The organism is Nocardia sp. NPDC055050 (assembly GCF_053608345.1).
Genome location: NZ_JBSGVG010000006.1, coordinates 191,785 through 207,502 on the forward strand (window position 1 = coordinate 191,785; position 15,718 = coordinate 207,502).

Genomic DNA, 15,718 nt, shown 5'->3' on the forward strand with positions numbered 1-15,718 from the left:
GTCAGCGCGGGTTCGGCGGCGTGAAGATGGTCGGCAGCTGGTCGAACCAGTGCAGGACAGCGCGCTCGTAGGCGATGCCGAATTCGAGAGTCGCGCGCTGGTGGGGAGCCAGGGCGGTCTCGTCTTCGTCGAGGTAGCGGTCGAGGCGATCTTGATGAATGTTCTTGTTGGCGGCGATGATCCGATCGCGATGCGCGGGATCCAGGTGCTCGCCGAAGGACAGCGTGAGCAGCAGCGGCACGCGGATGGTCTCGGCGCCGGGATCGCGCCCGATCCACTCGGCGAAGGCCTCGCGCCCGATATCGGTGATCCGGTACGGCGTGCGCTCTCTGGCGCCGCGTTCGCCTTTGGTCACCAGGCCCGCGGCGTCCATCGTGGACAGTTCGCGATAGACCTGGCTCTGGGTGATGGTCCAGAAGTCGCCGATGCGTTGCTGGGCCTGCGTGGCGAGATCCCAGCCCGACTTCGGGCCCTCGTGCAGGAACCCGAGTAGCGAGGCCGCGGTGGAGTTCAGTGGGCGGCGTCGAGTCGCGGTGTCGGTCAACGGTCAACTCCCTTCGAACTACATTCCTAAGTGGAATGTTACGCCTGGGTGCGCAGTCCACCAATAGTGCCGGTGTTGCGGCGCGTTCGCCGGACCGGGGTGCGGCGGTGGTGCTCGCGCGCTGAGCACCACCGCCGCGGTGATCGACTCGTCAGGCTCAGGCCAGCGCGAGGTTCACGATGTCACCGTCGGCCAGTTCGTAGGACGCCAGAGTGTTGGCGTCCTCGAGCTTGACCTCGCTCTCGGTGATGAGCTGCTGATCGGCCGCCGGAACGCCGGTCTGCTCCTGGATGAGGGCCTTGAGGTCCTTGACGGTCGCCGTGGTGTCGATATCGACCGCGATGGGCTCGCCGTCCAAGCCGTTGACCGTCAAGGTGATGCTGGAGGCACCCTCGGCGAGAGGCGCTCCGGGCAAGCCGGGCAATGCAGGCAGCCCGGGCGCTGCGGGTGCCGCGGGAGCCGCGGGTGCGACGGGGTCCGCTTGCGTCTGCGCTTCGGGAGCCGGCGCTGAGGGCGCAGGCGGGGCCGGGGGAGCGGGCGCCTGGGCGGCCGCGGTGACCGGAACCGCCATGGCGGCGGCTATCAGGCCGACCGTCACACCGCGCCGTAATCGGGTACCGAGCGTGTTCTGTGCGTGGTGCTGAACTCTCATCGTGGTGAATCCTTTCATCGTCCTCGTGGGACGCGTTGGGGAATCGAACCAGGAAACGAGCTGTCAGACTGGTGTGCATGCGGGCATGCCCGCGGAACAAGTGTGCCATCGCACGGGCGTGTCGCCGGGCCTCGCGGGCCACGGGGGTTGCCGAGGATCGCGGAAGTCTCGGTCGGTCGCGGGGTCGCCGGAGTGGTCCGCGGTGCTGATTCGGCGGCCGTTCGGCCCGGGTGACGCGGGGTAGCGACCGTGCGGTTCGTGGACTGTCCGGCGCGGACTACCGGCTCGGTACCGACCCGTACCTACGCGAAGTAAAAACGCGGGTGCCTTCCGGCGTGTCGAACATGGTGGTGGTCGAGGATCCGATGATCAGCAGGGTGCGCATGTCGACCTCGTCGGGATCGAGCTCACCGAGAGTGGTCACCCGGACGGATTCGGTGGGCCCGCCGACATCGCGGCCCAGCACCACCGGCGTGTGCGGCGGGCGGTGTTCGAGCAGGACCTCGCGCATGGCGCCGACCTGCCAGCGGCGCTGCGACGAGGCCGGGTTGTAGATCGCGATGGCCATATCGGCCGCCGCGACCGCCGAAAGTCGTTGTGCGACGACCTCCCACGGCTTGAGCCGATCCGACAGCGAGATCATCGCGTAGTCGTGCCCGAGCGGTGCGCCGACCCGGCTGGCCACCGCGTTGGCGGCCGTCAGGCCGGGCAGCACCCGCACCGGGACATCCTGGAACTGCGGTTCGGCCGACACCTCGAGAACGGCGGCCGCCATCGCGAAAACGCCGGGATCGCCCGAGGACACCACCGCGACGCGCGCGCCCCGCTTGGCCAGGTCCAGTGCCATCGCGGCGCGCTCGGATTCGACCTTGTTGTCGCTGGCGTGCCGTCGCTGACCCGCCCGCTCGGGGACGCGATTGATGTAGGTGGTGTACCCGACGAGGTCCGTCGCCTCCGCCAACGCGGCAGTGACCTGCGGCGTCGTCCAGTCCGCGTCGCCGGGCCCCAGACCGACGACGACGACTTCGCCCGGCGCCTCCGCTGATTCATCCGGCGAGATGTCCGGACGGCCAGGCGCCGCAGTCGCGGTGCCTGTGCGGTCGTCGGCGGCGGTGGGCTGACGGACGGAAGCGCCGCGCGCGGGGATCACGGTGGTCGGCGTCGGACCCGGGACCAGGGTGATCGAGAAGTACGGCACGTCGGCCTCATCGACGTCGGCCGCGGCGAGCACTCGCTGACGAGTGCTGCTCGCGCGTTCGACGTAGTACGCGTCGGCCAACCGGCCGGAATCCGAGAGTGCCTGGCGTACTCCGGGAAACGTGCGACCCAGCTTCATGATCGCGGCGGCGTCGGTCTCGCGCAGCCGCTCGGTCAGCTCCTCGACGGGCATGGTGCCGGGCAGCACCGTCAGCACTTGCTCACCCTCCACCAGTGGAGTTCCCAGCGCCGCGGAGGCCGCGCTCACCGAGGTGATGCCGGGGATGATCTCGGCCTCGAATCGATCGGCCAGCCGCCGGTGCATGTGCATGTAGGAGGAGTAGAACAGCGGATCACCGGCGGCGAGCAACGCGACGGTGCGCCCCGCGGCCAGATGGGTGGCCAGCCGCGCGGCCGCCTGCTCGTAGAATTCGTCGATCGCGCCCTGGTATCCGCCGGGATGGTCGGTGGTCTCCACGGTCACCGGGTAGACCAGGTGCTCCTCGATCTGCCCGGCGCGCAGATACGGCTCCGCGATGGCGCGGGAGATGCTGCGGCCGTGCTTGGCGCTGTGAAAGGCGACCACATCGGCTTCGGCGATGAGCCGGGCGGCCTTCACCGTCACCAGTTCCGGGTCGCCGGGACCGAGGCCGATGCCCCACAGTTTGCCGGTGCTGATCTCACTCACTCCTGTTCGCTCGCAATCGCATTCAGTGCCGACGCGGTGATCGCGCTGCCGCCGCGCCTGCCACGGACGGTCAGATACTCGATCCCGCCGAAGTCGATCAGCGCCTGCTTGGATTCGGCGGCACCGATGAACCCGACCGGGATGCCGATGATCGCCGCGGGTCGCGGCGCACCGGAGTCGAGCATGTCGAGCAGGTGGAACAGCGCGGTCGGTGCGTTACCGATGGCCACCACCGCGCCGTCGAGCTGGTCGCGCAGCAGCTCCAGCGCCGCCACCGAGCGTGTATTGCCCAGTCGCGCGGCGAGTTCGGGCACGCGCGGGTCGGTGAGGTTGCACAGCACCGCGTTGTCGGCGGGCAGTCGCTTGCGGGTCACCCCCGAGGCGACCATATTGGCATCGCAGATGATCGGCTTTCCTGCGTGCAGCGCGGCGCGCGCGGCGGCGACCACACCGGCGGAGAAGGCGATGTCGGGGGCCAGGTCGACCTGCCCGCAGCCGTGGATCATCCGCACCGCCACCCGTTCCACATCGGCGGGAAAACCGGCGAGATCCGCCTCGGCGCGGATCGTCGCGAACGAGCGCCGATAGATCTCGGCCCCGTCGGTGAGGTAGCTGGCACGCACGTCGGACATGGCGACAACCCTAGAACCTGGGTCTGACGTGGTGTCCGGCGGCTCAGGTGCGGGGGCGTTCGAGAATGCGCGACATCACCAGCGAGCTGCGGGTGCGCCCGACGCGCGCGTTCTCCCTGATCCGCTCGACCGTCACCTCGATCTCGGCCATGTCGGTGGCCATCACGTGCACGAGCGCGTCGGCCTCACCCGCGATCGTCCACACTCCGACGACCTGTGGAATCGGTTCGAGGGTGCGGCGCAGCTCGGCCGGGGAGATGTTGTCGCGGTAGTAGACCTCGACGTAGGCCTCGGTTTTCCAGCCCAGCGCGGCCGGGTTGACCTGCGCGGTGAACCTGGTGATCTGTCCGCTCGCGACCATCTTGTCCACCCGCCGCTTCACCGCGGGCGCGGACAACCCGACCACCGAACCGATCTCCTGGAACGAGGCGCGGGCGTGGACGAGCAGCTCCGCGAGAATGCGCCGATCGATATCGTCCACGTCGCTCCTTCGTCGGCACGCAATGATTCCCCATTCTTACATCGAAATGCACAACGAATCGGTGTTCCGGGCGCAATGAGACGGCGATTACGGTCGGTGAAACCGTCCGCGCTGCCACCAGGAGTCCTGATGACCGCCGCCAGCCCCCTTCGTGTCTCAGCACCCGCGCGGACCGCCTCCCCGCGCCGTTATGTGCTGTGCCGCCCCGACCATTTCGAGGTCACCTACGCGATCAATCCGTGGATGGATCCGGCCGCTCCGGTCGACCGGGCGCGCGCGCTCGCCCAGTGGGAGATCCTGCGCGCGACCCTGGAAGCACACGGGCACACCGTGGAAACGGTGCCCGGCGAACCCGGTCTGCCGGATATGGTCTTCGCCGCGAACAGCGGCATCGTGATCGGTGGACACGCGCTCTCGGCCCGGTTCGCCCACCCCGAACGCGCCGCCGAGGGACCCGCCTTCCATCGGTGGTTCGCGGCCCGGGAACTGCGTGAGCTGGCCGCCGCGGCCGAAACCAACGAGGGGGAGGGCGATTTCGCGTTCGCCGGGCGGCGGATTCTGGCCGGTGTCGGGTTCCGCTGTTCGCTGTCGGCGCACGCGGAGGTGGAACGGTACTTCGACGTGCCGGTGGTGTCGCTCGAGCTGGTCGACCCGCGCTTTTATCACCTCGACACCGCGCTGATGGTCCTCGACGACACCACCGTGGCCTACTACCCGGCCGCGTTCAGCCCGGCCGCTCGCGAGGTGCTGACCGCCCTGTACCCCGACGCGATCCTCGCCGACGCCAACGACGCGCTCTGCTTCGGCTTGAACGGGCTCAGCGACGGCGAACACGTCTTCCTCGACCCCGGCGCCACCGGTCTCATCGCGCAGCTGCGGGCGCGGGGATTCGTCCCCGTTGCGCTGGATCTGTCCGAACTGCGTAAGGGCGGCGGCGGCGTGAAGTGCTGCGTGCTCGAGCTGCACACCCGCCGCGACACGGCCGTGGGCTAGCCGGACCCCACCGCCACCGCCCACATACTGGGCCGATGGCACACCCCGAGCACAGCACCGAGGAACGGCGCGCGAGCTGGACCGAGCTGTTCTTCGACCTGGTCGCCGTGGCGGGTATCGGCCAGCTCACCCACCTGTTGCACCGCGGCCCCTCGCTGGGTGAATTCGGGCTGTATGTGGTGCTGTATCTGGCCTTCTGGGTGGTGTGGGCCTGTGTCACCGTGTACAGCAACGTCGCGGGCGAGCAGGCGCGCACCACGATGGTGTTCGGGTGCATGTTCGGTCTGTGCGTGATGATGGCCGCGGTCGACGGTGCCCCCGACGAGCACATGAACGTCTTCGCCGCGATCTATGTGCTGGTGCGGGTGGCGTCGTCGTCGGCGTGGCAGCGTGGCCAGATCGTGGTGGACTGGCCGATCGCGCAGATCGGTGCGGGCACCGTGCCCTGGCTGGTGTCGCTGTGGGTGCCCGCACCGTGGAAGTTCGTGCTGTGGGCGGTGGGGCTCGCGATCGACCTGTGGATCATGTTCGCCATCGACTCGGAACGGCTGATGGTCGATGCCGAACGGCGGGTGCGGGCCCGGTTGCGCCGCGGTGGCGGTGGGCCGCCACGCGGCGGGCCGGGTCGACGCTCGCGCGAGATCACGCCACCGAAACTGCAAGCGCTGCACGCCGATGCGCCGCACCTGGGGGAACGGCTCGGCCAGTATCTGATCATCGTGCTGGGTGAAGGGGTGATCTCGGTGATCGCGGCGGTGTCGGCGGAGGAGTGGACCGTCGCGGTGTGCGTCATCGGGGCGGGATCGTTCCTGTGCCTGATCGCGATGTGGGCGCTGACCTTGCGCTACGGGTTCGTGCCGCGCCTGATGGGGCAGTCGCCGGGCGCTGTCGGTATGCCCTATCAGCGGGTGATGGCGGTTCACTGCGCGATCAGTGGTGCGATCGCGACCGTCGCCGCGGGGTTGGGTCTGGTCGCGGCGCACCCGTCGGGTCATCTGCCCGCCGGGCTCGGCTGGGTGCTCGGTGGTGGTGCCGCCGCCTTCTTCCTGGTGTGTGGCCTCGGTGGGGTGCGCAGCGCCGGGGCACGGTGGTTGCTGCGGTGGCCGGTGCCGTGCCTGGTGGTCGCGCTCGCGCTCGGTGGGGCGGCGCCGCACATCGGCGGGGTGTGGTTGGTGCTCGGCGTGATGGGCACCCTCGCCGCGGCGGTGGTCTCGGAGACAATGCGCTCAGCGCGTCCCGTGTAGCGACCTGGATCTGCTGAATGCCGTGCTACGCGTGCACTTTCCCGTGATCGATGCGACATCGGATCGGAGACGGGCAGTGCACGCGTAGCGCGGTGGTTCACTCGTACTCGGTACCGCCATCGCGCAGCACGTACGCGGCGGAGACGATCTTGCCGATCGCCCGGCCACCGAGAATCGGGGACTGGCGTTCGGTGGCAGGTCGCACCACCAAGCCCTCGCGGATGTTGGTTCCCGCGCCGCTGACGGTTTCGGTGCCCTCGGCCAGCTCCATGAGCAACTCCGCGTCGTAGGCGCCCTCGTAGAGGACCGGCACGCGCGAGACGGTGAGGCCGAGATCGTCGAGCAGGGCGCTGATCTCGTGATGGTCGAGCCAGCGGACCGGTGCCGTGCCGGTGTCCACCGCGATGTCGAACAGTCCGAAGCCGAGCGACTCGTCGTGCGCGGCGGACGCGCCGTAGTGCAGGTCCTGCACGCCCGCGCCGTACACCTCGCCGAACAGGCCGATGCGGTCGGCGTCGAGCGCGGCGGCGAGTTTGCGAGCGGTCTCGTCGAGCCCGTGGGCGCGGATCGCGCGCCAGTACAGGTTGCCGTCGGCCTCGGTCAGCGACAGCGACCGGCTACCGACCCCCTTGGACGACACCAGAATTCGGTCACCGTCACGCACATGGGTGAGCAGGCAGGCGGTGCCGTGGATCTTCTCGGTCGCCACCACCGGTTCCCCCGGCGCGAAGATGCCGGGAAACCGCTTGATGTTCTCGACGTCGACCCACCGCAGCAGATCCGGCGCCGGCTCGACCTGGCCTGACATCGAGACCGGTACCGGCGGAACCCATTTCACGATCCCGAGCGACTCTGCGAAGTCGGTCCGCGCGAGCGCGGCCGCCGCGAGATCCACTCCGTCCAGCGCGGCCGGGGTGCACACGATGCCCTGCGACACCTCGCCGCGCAGCCGCACCGCCTTCACCCGATTACGCAGCGAGCCCGCGAGTTTCCCGGTCAGGCCCAGCTCGGCGATCAGCTCGCCGGGCAGCACCGACTGTTCCGGAATGTAGATCGCGTGATCACCCGTCGTGAACTGACCCTTGGCGACCACGGCCCGGTACAGCCCTACCTGGGCCAGTTCGAGCCGATCGGCATTCGGATGTGGTACGACGACGAGCCGCTCGGCTGTCACCCGCAGTGTGGACATGGGAACCCCCTCGTAGTGAGAAGGCAAGGGTACGAAACGATCCCGCGACCGTCGATCGAGTTTCGCTCGGCCGCCGTGAGGTCAGGGCGTGGTGGTCGCGTCGTCGGTGTCGACGCGATAGCCGTGATCGGTGGCGACGACATCGGTCACGGGACCGCGTGGGCGACCGCAGCGCCGATCGCACCCCGACCAGTGCTGGCGGCCCGCGACGGTGACGGATTCGGCCGCGACGAGTTCCATCGTGGGCCTGCGCTGCTCTAAAGCCGCAGTCGCGGTTCCGTTCTCGGGATCGGTTGAGGTGGCGGTGTGCTCGGTCGGCTCGTCGAGTCCGGCCGCTTCGGGCAGGACACGGTCGGATTCGACGGCGGCGGCCAGGTCGGCGCGAACATCGGTGCGCGATTTCGCGCAGCCGGGGCGTCCGGCACACGCGCTGACCTGCAACCACGGCGAATTCGCATCGAAGATCAGGCCCATCGGCGCCAGTACCCGCACCACGGTTTCAGCGGGTCCCTCGTCGAGGTCGGTGATCACCAGGCTGCGCCAGGGGGTGACGAAGACGGGGCGTTCGACAGCGGCGAGGAATTCGGTCGTCCTGGCCGACAACGTGCCGAGCGGCACCCCGGCGCCGAGCGTGACGAGGCCGTCCTCCTGATCGAGCCAGCCGATCGGAACAGCGTGTGTCGCACCGAGTTCGAGCGGTTCGCCGACGGGCGAGCGGTCGAGCGTCTCGACCACCGATTCGACCCCGCCCGCAATCTCGTGCAACCGCCACTGCCCCGACTCGCTGGTCCCCCGCAGATCGAGAAAGCCGCGCGCCGCGTCGAGCATCACGTCGACCGCGTCGCCCGCGGTGACCCGAAGCCCGGTGTCGGAGCCCGCCAGCAGCAGCGCGAACTCGTCGGCGCCCACCGCCTGAACGCCGATGTCACCGCGCAGCGTGCTCACATCACCGCGTCCGTCGTCGAGGGTGAACAGCACGCGTCCCGGCAGCTGCGCCAGCTGCGGATCGCCGCGCAATCCGGCGTCGAGGTCGACCGCTAGCCCGTGCACGTCCGCGAACCCGCCGACTCGCCCGGACAGCGGTGAAGCCACGATATTGCGCACCCGCTCGTGGGTCTCGCTGGGCAGCAGACCCGCCGCACCCAGCCGTTGCGCGAGTTCGGAGGCGTCCCGGACCTGCCGCAGCTGAATATTTCCCCGCGACGTCAGCTCGAGGTTCCCGTTGCCCAGGTCACGCGCAGCGTCGGCCAATGCCTGCAGCTGCGCCGATGTCAACCGCCCACCCGGCACGCGGATCCGCGCCAACGGCCCGTCGGCAGCGTGATGCAACCGCAGAACCCCTGGGCAAGAATCGGGCGCGCTCCTGGTCATGATGCTCAAGCCTACGACGCACCCGCTACGGCCCGTACCGCACCGTGCGGGGCCGCCGCCCGCTCCGCCCAGCGGCGAGGTCGCCCGCCCGCGCGGTCCGGCGGATGTGACGGGGCCCTCTCGCGTGACGGGGCGATTCGCGGGTAGTCGCTAGGGTGAGTGGCGGATCCTTCGCCGGCCGAGTACTGACAGGAGAGTCGCCGCATGCTGCGTGAATTCGTGGACAAGCGTGTCGTTCCCGCGCTCGACAGGGTCGCGCAGGCCCAGGCGCCGGTGGTGCACCGCTACGTCGACTGGCTGGGCCGCAGGCACCCGCAGGACGCGCCGGTGGAGATCGTGCAGCGGCTCTCGCGCCAGTACCTGGTGGTCGTCACCGCCAGCGGCGTCACAGTGGGGCTCACCGCCGCGGTGCCCGGGGTGGGCACGGTGCTGGGTCTGGCCGCGACCGGAGTGGACACCCTCGTGTTCCTCGAGGCGTCGTCGGTGCTGTCCGTCGGCGCCGCCGCGGCGTACGGCCTCGAACCCGACGACTCGCGGCAAGCGCACCTGGTGTCGAAGGTCGTGCTCGGCGACGCGGGCACCAAGGTGCTCGACGAGACCGCGGGCCACAAGACGGGCCAGTGGCTCTCGGTCGTCACCGACCACATCCCCGGTCTGGCGAGCATGCCCGATTCCCCGGCCAAACGGTTCATCGTCAACTACCTGGTCAAACGCACACTGCTGCTGTTCGGCACCCTGATTCCGGCGGGAATCGGTGCGGTGATCGGTGGCGTGGGCAACAACGCTCTCGGTCAGCTGGTGGTCGCGAACGTGTACCGCAATCTCGGCACGGGTTCCCCGGAGATGGTCGCCGCGGGCACCGGCCGACCGACGACTTGACCTTCGACTCACTCGAACCCCGATCATGAACCGGTGCCCGACACCGAGCTGATCACCATCGGAGCCTTCGCCCGCGCCTGCGGCCTGAGCGCCAGTGCCCTGCGCTTCTACGCGGACGCCGGCATCCTCGCCCCCGCCGTCGTCGACGGGGTTACCGGCTACCGCTACTACGCCCCGGAACAGTCCGCTCCCGCCCGCCTGCTGCGTCACCTGCGCGCGATGGACATGCCACTGCCCGCGGTGACCGCCCTGCTCGCCGAACCCGATCCCGCCCGTGCGCTCGTCCTCCTCGACGCGCACCTCGCCGACCTGGACCGGCACCAGGGCGAGGTCCGCGCCGCTGCCGCGGCCGCCCTCGGCGCCCTCCTGGCCACCCACGGATCGGCGTCCGGAGTCGGTGGGAGCGGGCATCGCGACCAAGTCTCGGTGCCGACCGGTGATCGAGGCAGTGCTCGATCGCCGCTCGTGCGAAACCCGGAGTCGGAGCGAGGTCTGCCGGGAACGCGCGACGACGTGTGGGTGCGCGGACCGGTGCTGGCGGCGGCGATCGACCAGGTCGCGACGGCCACGGTCGCCGATCCGGATCTGGCGGTACTCGACACGATGCTGTTCGAGACCGACGGGCACCAGCTGATCCTCACCGCGACGGATCGCTACCGCCTGGCGACCCGCACCGTCCGCCCCACCCGCGCCGGTGCCGCGGTCTGGAACGCGACGGTGGACGCCGACGACCTCCGTGCGGCCGCGTCCTGGTTGCGTCGCCGGCACGTGGTCGCGATCCGACCCCATCGCGACAGCATCGAATTTCGCATGGCCACCACGGATTCAGTCGACCGAGACCGCACGGGCGGAGGCGGTGAGCCGACGACGCGCCACGCCGCCCAGCCCGATGGCACCCGCTGCCGCTGCCGCCGATCGACGCACGACTTCCCCGACTACCGAGCGATGCTGGCCGCGCTCGCCCCCGTTCGGACCCGCGTCGTGCTCACTCGTGCGGCGCTGCTCGACGCCATGGAACACGCCGACTCGCCCACGGTGGTCCTGCACACGACCGACTCCGGTTCCGTATCCGTGACGGCCGCCGGTCCGTGGACGGCGCACGCCTCACCGACACGCTCCGCCTCGACGGGCGGTCCGGTCGAGCAGGAGAGTTCGAGCGCCGCGGCCGCCGCGTGCGCGGAACCGGGTGCGGCGCGGCACATCCCACAGGCGACAGTCACCGGCCCTGCCATGACGATCCATTTCGCCGTCACCACCCTCTACCCGGCCGTCGCCACCGCTGTCGGACCCGACGTGATGCTCGACCTCATCGCCCCCGACCAGCCTGTTCTGATCCGCTCCGCCGACGACGGCGACTTGTCGACCCTGGCCATGCCGTGCAGACCCGAACCCACCGAGGAGACCTCCCGATGACCACCGCTGACCCGATCATGAACCGAATCACCCAGGGAGTCACCGACTTCCGCACCGGCGACGCCGAACGTGCCCGCACGACGCTGCTCGAGGTCTGGGCCGAGGTAGGCCCCGCCGGTGACCCGCTGCACCGCTGCACCCTCGCTCACTACCTGGCCGACGTCTACGACGACCCGGCCGAAGCCCTGGTCTGGGACGTTCGCGCCCTCGACGCCGCCGACGCCCTCACCGACACCCGCCTGAACGACCACCACGCGGGCCTGCGGGTCGCCGGCTTCTACCCCTCGCTGCACCTCAATCTCGCCGACAACTTCCGCCGCCTCGGCGCGTTCCCCGCCGCCACCCGCCACCTCGACGCCGCCCGCGAACGACTCGGCATCCTCCCGGACGACGACTACGGCGCATTGATCCGCAATGTCGTCGCCGAGCTCGCCGTGTCCATCGCGGCCGAAGACACCACCCGGCGGCCCACCCATTGACGACAGCGACCGGCTGAGCACCGCCTCGCGGATCGAGATCATCAGGCAGTGGCGCGGAGTCCTCGCGCCATCGCCTGCTGATCGATTGTCCAGCGGCGGGGAGCGGGCTGGAAAGTTGCGGGCGGGACTGGCCCAGTAGCATCGTCTTGCTCGGCGGGCGTCGAGGAAACCGGTGGAAATCCGGTGCGGTCGCGCCACTGTGAACAGCCAGACCCTCCCCGGCGAGCACCGCATACCCCGATGGGCGCGTAACCCGAGGAAGGTCTCACCCTGTGATCCTGCTGCTGTCCACCTCCGACACCGACCTGCTGAGCGCCCGCGCGAGCGGCGCCGAGTACCGCTGGGGCAATCCCGCGCGGCTGCTCGTGGAGGATCTGCCGGAACTGCTCGACGGCGCTGATCTGGTGATCGTGCGAATCCTCGGTGGCAAGCGCGCCTGGGAAGAGGGCCTCGACGCGATCCGGGCGAGTGGCGTGCCGATGGTGGCGCTGGGTGGCGAGATCGCACCCGACGCCGAGCTGATGGAATGCTCGACGGTGCCGGTCGGTGTCGCGGCCGACGCGCACAACTACCTCGCCGCGGGCGGCGCCGAGAACCTGCTGCAGCTGCACAACTTCCTGTCCGACACGGTGTTGCTGACCGGGCACGGTTTCGAACCGCCCGCGCAGCTGCCCACCTGGGGCGAGCTCGACCGGTCCTCGCGGATCCTCGAACCGCACGCCCCGACGGTCGCTGTGGTCTACTACCGCGCCCAGCATCTCGCGGGCAACACCGCCTACATCGAGGCGCTGTGCAAGGCGATCGAGGCCAAAGGCGCTCGCCCGCTCCCGGTCTACGCGGCCTCGCTGCGCACCGCCGAATCCGAACTCCTCACTCTGCTCGGTCGCGCCGACGCCCTCGTGGTGACCGTCCTCGCGGCGGGTGGCAGCAAGCCCGCGACCGCCTCGGCCGGCGGTGACGACGAAGCCTGGGATGTGGCCGCGCTCGCCGCGCTGGACGTGCCGATCCTGCAGGGCCTGTGCCTGACCAGCGGGCGCGCGCAATGGGAAGCCAACGACGACGGCCTGTCGCCGCTCGATGTCGCGACCCAGGTCGCGGTGCCCGAATTCGACGGCCGCATCATCACGGTGCCGTTCTCCTTCAAGGAGTTCGACGCCGACGGTCTGTCCGCCTATGTTCCCGACGCCGAACGGTGTGCCCGCGTGGCGGGGATCGCCGTACGGCACGCCCGCCTGCGTCACATCCCGGCCGCGGACAAGCGGATCGCGATCATGCTCTCGGCGTATCCGACCAAGCACGCCCGCATCGGCAATGCCGTCGGTCTCGACACCCCGGCCAGCGCGATCCGCCTGCTCACCGAACTGCGTTCCGCCGGTTATGATCTCGGCGATATCGACGAGATCCCCGGCCTGGTGGAACGGGACGGCGACGCGCTGATCCACGCCCTGATCGCCGCGGGTGGTCAGGACCCGGAGTGGTTGAGCGCGGAACAACTGGAGGGCAACCCGATTCGCATCGGCGCCGCCACCTACACCCGCTGGTTCGAGTCGCTGCCCGAGGACCTGCGCGAGGCCGTCGTCGAGGCGTGGGGGCCGCCGCCCGGCGAACTCTACGTCGACCGGTCGGCCGATCCCCAGGGCGAGATCGTCATCGCCGCACTGCGTTTCGGCAATGTGGTGCTGATGGTGCAGCCGCCTCGCGGGTTCGGGGAGAACCCCGTCGCGATCTACCACGATCCCGATCTGGCGCCGAGTCACCACTATCTCGCCGCCTACCGCTGGCTGTCCGCGCCCGACGGTTTCGGCGCCGACGCGATGGTGCACCTGGGCAAGCACGGCAACCTGGAGTGGCTGCCCGGCAAGACCCTCGGCATGTCCGCCTCCTGCGGTACCGACGCGGCGCTGGGTGATCTGCCGCTGATCTACCCGTTCCTGGTCAACGACCCCGGCGAGGGCACCCAGGCCAAGCGTCGTGCGCACGCCACCCTCGTCGACCATCTGATCCCGCCGATGGCGCGCGCCGAAACCTATGGCGACATCTCCCGTCTGGAGCAGCTGCTCGACGAGCACGCCAACATCTCCGCCCTGGATCCGGCCAAACTGCCCGCCATCCGTCAGCAGATCTGGACGCTGATGCGCGCGGCGAAGATGGACCACGACCTCGGCCTCGCCGAACGCCCCGAAGAGGACGTCTTCGACGACATGCTGCTGCACGTCGACGGCTGGCTGTGCGAGATCAAGGACGTCCAGATCCGCGACGGCCTGCACATCCTGAGCCAGGCTCCCGAGGGGGAGATGGAACTCGACCTGGTGCTGGCCATGCTGCGCGCCCGTCAGCTGTGGGGCGGCGAGCAGAATGTGCCGGGCCTGCGAGAGGCGCTGGGGCTCAGTGAATCCGGCGACGAGGCCCGTGTTCGCGTGGATGTGGTCGAGGCCCGTGCTCGCGAACTGCTCGGTGCGTTGCAGGCGACGGACTGGTCGGTCGACGCGGTCGAGCAGCTGGTCGCGGACTTCGAGACCGCGATCCTGGACGGGCACCGCGCCGCAGCGTCGAGCACGAACCTCGCCGTGGTGGTCGCCGACGCCGAGCGGCTGGACCAGGTCGCCACCATCTTGCGGTTCGCCGCCACCGAGGTCGTGCCGCGCCTGCGTGAGACCAGCATCGAGATCCCGCGTGTGCTGCATGCGCTCAACGGCGGGTTCGTTCCGGCGGGCCCCAGCGGTTCCCCGCTGCGTGGTCTGATCAACGTGCTGCCGACCGGTCGCAACTTCTACTCGGTCGACCCCAAGGCTGTCCCGTCGCGGTTGGCCTGGGAAACCGGTCAGGCGATGGCGGAATCGCTGCTGGCCCGCTACCTTGCCGACCACGGCGAGTACCCGAAGTCGGTCGGCTTGTCGGTGTGGGGCACCTCGGCCATGCGCACCTCCGGCGACGACATCGCCGAAGTGTTCGCGCTGCTCGGTGTCCGGCCGGTGTGGGACGAGGCGAGCCGCCGCGTCACCTCGCTCGCGGTGATCGAACTCGAAGAACTCGGGCGCCCGCGCATCGACATCACGGTTCGCATCTCCGGGTTCTTCCGCGACGCCTTCCCGCACGTGCTGGCACTGCTCGACGACGCGGTCCGCCTCGTCGCCGATCTCGACGAGCCCGCCGAGTCGAATTACGTTCGCGCACACGCGCAATCGGACCTCGCCGAGCACGGTGACACCCGGCGCGCCACCACGCGCATCTTCGGGTCCAAGCCCGGCACCTACGGCGCGGGCCTGCTCCAGCTCATCGATTCCAAGAGCTGGCGCACCGACGACGACCTCGCGCAGGTCTACACCACCTGGGGTGGTTACGCCTACGGCCGCGACCTCGACGGCGCCCCTGCCGCCGACGACATGCGCACCGCCTACAAGCGCATCGCGGTCGCCGCCAAGAACACCGACACCCGCGAACACGACATCGCCGACTCCGACGACTACTTCCAGTACCACGGCGGCATGGTCGCGACCGTGCGCGCGCTGACCGGCAAGAATCCCGAGGCCTACATCGGCGACTCGACCCGTCCCGATGCCGTGCGCACCCGCACGCTCTCGGAGGAGACCGCTCGCGTGTTCCGTGCCCGCGTGGTGAACCCGCGCTGGCTCGAGGCGATGCGCAGGCACGGGTACAAGGGCGCCTTCGAAATGGCGGCCACCGTCGACTACCTGTTCGGCTACGACGCCACCACCAACGTCGTCGCCGACTGGATGTACGAGAAGCTCTCCGAGAGTTATGTGTTCGACGACGTGAACCGCAAGTTCATGGAGCAGTCCAACCCGTGGGCCCTGCACGGCATCGCCGAACGGCTCCTGGAGGCCGCCGAGCGCAAGCTGTGGGAGCACCCCGAGCAGGAGACCCTGGACAAACTGCGGCAGGTCTACCTGGAAACCGAGGGTGAGCTGGAGTGACCGCACTTGCCGCAAAACTGC

13 protein-coding genes are annotated in these 15,718 nt (G+C 69.7%); 6 read left to right on the plus strand and 7 right to left on the minus strand.

Going from position 1 to position 15,718, the window contains the following annotated elements; translation table 11 throughout:
• Nucleotide 1 precedes the first annotated feature (1 nt).
• The 5 genes from ACWGCN_RS09060 to ACWGCN_RS09080 form a co-directional block, all read right to left on the minus strand.
• On the minus strand, nucleotides 2–544 hold the full coding sequence (locus ACWGCN_RS09060; protein ID WP_378988022.1) for a PadR family transcriptional regulator: 543 nt from the start codon (nucleotides 542–544) through the stop codon (nucleotides 2–4).
• A gap of 157 nt (nucleotides 545–701) precedes the next feature.
• Complete coding sequence (locus ACWGCN_RS09065) at nucleotides 702–1,196, minus strand: ubiquitin-like domain-containing protein (RefSeq protein WP_449965436.1); 495 nt, start codon at nucleotides 1,194–1,196, stop codon at nucleotides 702–704.
• A 277-nt stretch (nucleotides 1,197–1,473) separates the two neighbouring features.
• Nucleotides 1,474–3,072, minus strand: coding sequence for a precorrin-3B C(17)-methyltransferase (gene cobJ / locus ACWGCN_RS09070; RefSeq protein ID WP_452459519.1), 1,599 nt, complete (start codon nucleotides 3,070–3,072; stop codon nucleotides 1,474–1,476).
• 5 nt (nucleotides 3,073–3,077) lie between these two features.
• Nucleotides 3,078–3,713 carry a precorrin-8X methylmutase gene (locus ACWGCN_RS09075; RefSeq protein ID WP_378988017.1) on the minus strand — a complete coding sequence of 212 codons (636 nt, stop codon included), beginning with the start codon at nucleotides 3,711–3,713 and terminating at the stop codon, nucleotides 3,078–3,080.
• Between the two features lie 43 nt (nucleotides 3,714–3,756).
• Nucleotides 3,757–4,194 (minus strand): Lrp/AsnC family transcriptional regulator, encoded by a 438-nt coding sequence (locus ACWGCN_RS09080; protein WP_378988015.1) that lies wholly within the window; start codon nucleotides 4,192–4,194, stop codon nucleotides 3,757–3,759.
• Between the two features lie 129 nt (nucleotides 4,195–4,323).
• Here ACWGCN_RS09080 and ddaH point away from each other — a divergent pair, with 129 nt between their 5' ends.
• Nucleotides 4,324–5,187 (plus strand): dimethylargininase, encoded by an 864-nt coding sequence (gene ddaH, locus ACWGCN_RS09085; RefSeq protein WP_452459517.1) that lies wholly within the window; start codon nucleotides 4,324–4,326, stop codon nucleotides 5,185–5,187.
• Between the two features lie 35 nt (nucleotides 5,188–5,222).
• Nucleotides 5,223–6,431: a low temperature requirement protein A gene (locus ACWGCN_RS09090; RefSeq protein ID WP_452459516.1), complete on the plus strand. Its 1,209-nt coding sequence runs from the start codon at nucleotides 5,223–5,225 to the stop codon at nucleotides 6,429–6,431.
• A 97-nt stretch (nucleotides 6,432–6,528) separates the two neighbouring features.
• On the opposite strand, the gene ACWGCN_RS09095 is transcribed toward ACWGCN_RS09090, so the two are convergent.
• Nucleotides 6,529–7,620, minus strand: coding sequence for an RNA ligase (ATP) (locus ACWGCN_RS09095; RefSeq protein ID WP_452459515.1), 1,092 nt, complete (start codon nucleotides 7,618–7,620; stop codon nucleotides 6,529–6,531).
• Nucleotides 7,621–7,701: 81 nt separating this feature from the next.
• On the minus strand, nucleotides 7,702–8,991 hold the full coding sequence (cobG, locus tag ACWGCN_RS09100) for a precorrin-3B synthase (RefSeq protein ID WP_452459514.1): 1,290 nt from the start codon (nucleotides 8,989–8,991) through the stop codon (nucleotides 7,702–7,704).
• Nucleotides 8,992–9,195: 204 nt separating this feature from the next.
• Between cobG and ACWGCN_RS09105 the strand changes: the two genes are divergently transcribed.
• From ACWGCN_RS09105 to cobN, 4 genes are all read left to right on the plus strand, one after another.
• Nucleotides 9,196–9,870 carry a hypothetical protein gene (locus tag ACWGCN_RS09105; RefSeq protein WP_378988003.1) on the plus strand — a complete coding sequence of 225 codons (675 nt, stop codon included), beginning with the start codon at nucleotides 9,196–9,198 and terminating at the stop codon, nucleotides 9,868–9,870.
• Nucleotides 9,871–9,903: 33 nt separating this feature from the next.
• Nucleotides 9,904–11,283: a DNA polymerase III subunit beta family protein gene (locus ACWGCN_RS09110; RefSeq protein ID WP_452459513.1), complete on the plus strand. Its 1,380-nt coding sequence runs from the start codon at nucleotides 9,904–9,906 to the stop codon at nucleotides 11,281–11,283.
• Nucleotides 11,280–11,762, plus strand: coding sequence for a hypothetical protein (locus ACWGCN_RS09115; RefSeq protein WP_452459512.1), 483 nt, complete (start codon nucleotides 11,280–11,282; stop codon nucleotides 11,760–11,762). Before ACWGCN_RS09110 ends, ACWGCN_RS09115 begins: the two co-directional genes overlap by 4 nt.
• A gap of 272 nt (nucleotides 11,763–12,034) precedes the next feature.
• Nucleotides 12,035–15,697 (plus strand): cobaltochelatase subunit CobN, encoded by a 3,663-nt coding sequence (gene cobN / locus ACWGCN_RS09120; RefSeq protein ID WP_452459511.1) that lies wholly within the window; start codon nucleotides 12,035–12,037, stop codon nucleotides 15,695–15,697.
• The last annotated feature ends 21 nt before the right edge of the window (nucleotides 15,698–15,718 follow it).

Excerpts from the sequence above, each read along its gene's own strand:
- ACWGCN_RS09095 (WP_452459515.1), bottom strand. The coding sequence starts at position 7,620 with ATGTCCACACTGCGGGTGACAGCCGAGCGGCTCGTCGTCGTACCACAT.
- cobG (WP_452459514.1), bottom strand. The coding sequence starts at position 8,991 with ATGACCAGGAGCGCGCCCGATTCTTGCCCAGGGGTTCTGCGGTTGCAT.
- ACWGCN_RS09090 (WP_452459516.1), top strand. The coding sequence starts at position 5,223 with ATGGCACACCCCGAGCACAGCACCGAGGAACGGCGCGCGAGCTGGACC.
- ACWGCN_RS09065 (WP_449965436.1), bottom strand. The coding sequence starts at position 1,196 with ATGAGAGTTCAGCACCACGCACAGAACACGCTCGGTACCCGATTACGG.
- ACWGCN_RS09075 (WP_378988017.1), bottom strand. The coding sequence starts at position 3,713 with ATGTCCGACGTGCGTGCCAGCTACCTCACCGACGGGGCCGAGATCTAT.
- ACWGCN_RS09105 (WP_378988003.1), top strand. The coding sequence starts at position 9,196 with ATGCTGCGTGAATTCGTGGACAAGCGTGTCGTTCCCGCGCTCGACAGG.
- ddaH (WP_452459517.1), top strand. The coding sequence starts at position 4,324 with ATGACCGCCGCCAGCCCCCTTCGTGTCTCAGCACCCGCGCGGACCGCC.
- ACWGCN_RS09115 (WP_452459512.1), top strand. The coding sequence starts at position 11,280 with ATGACCACCGCTGACCCGATCATGAACCGAATCACCCAGGGAGTCACC.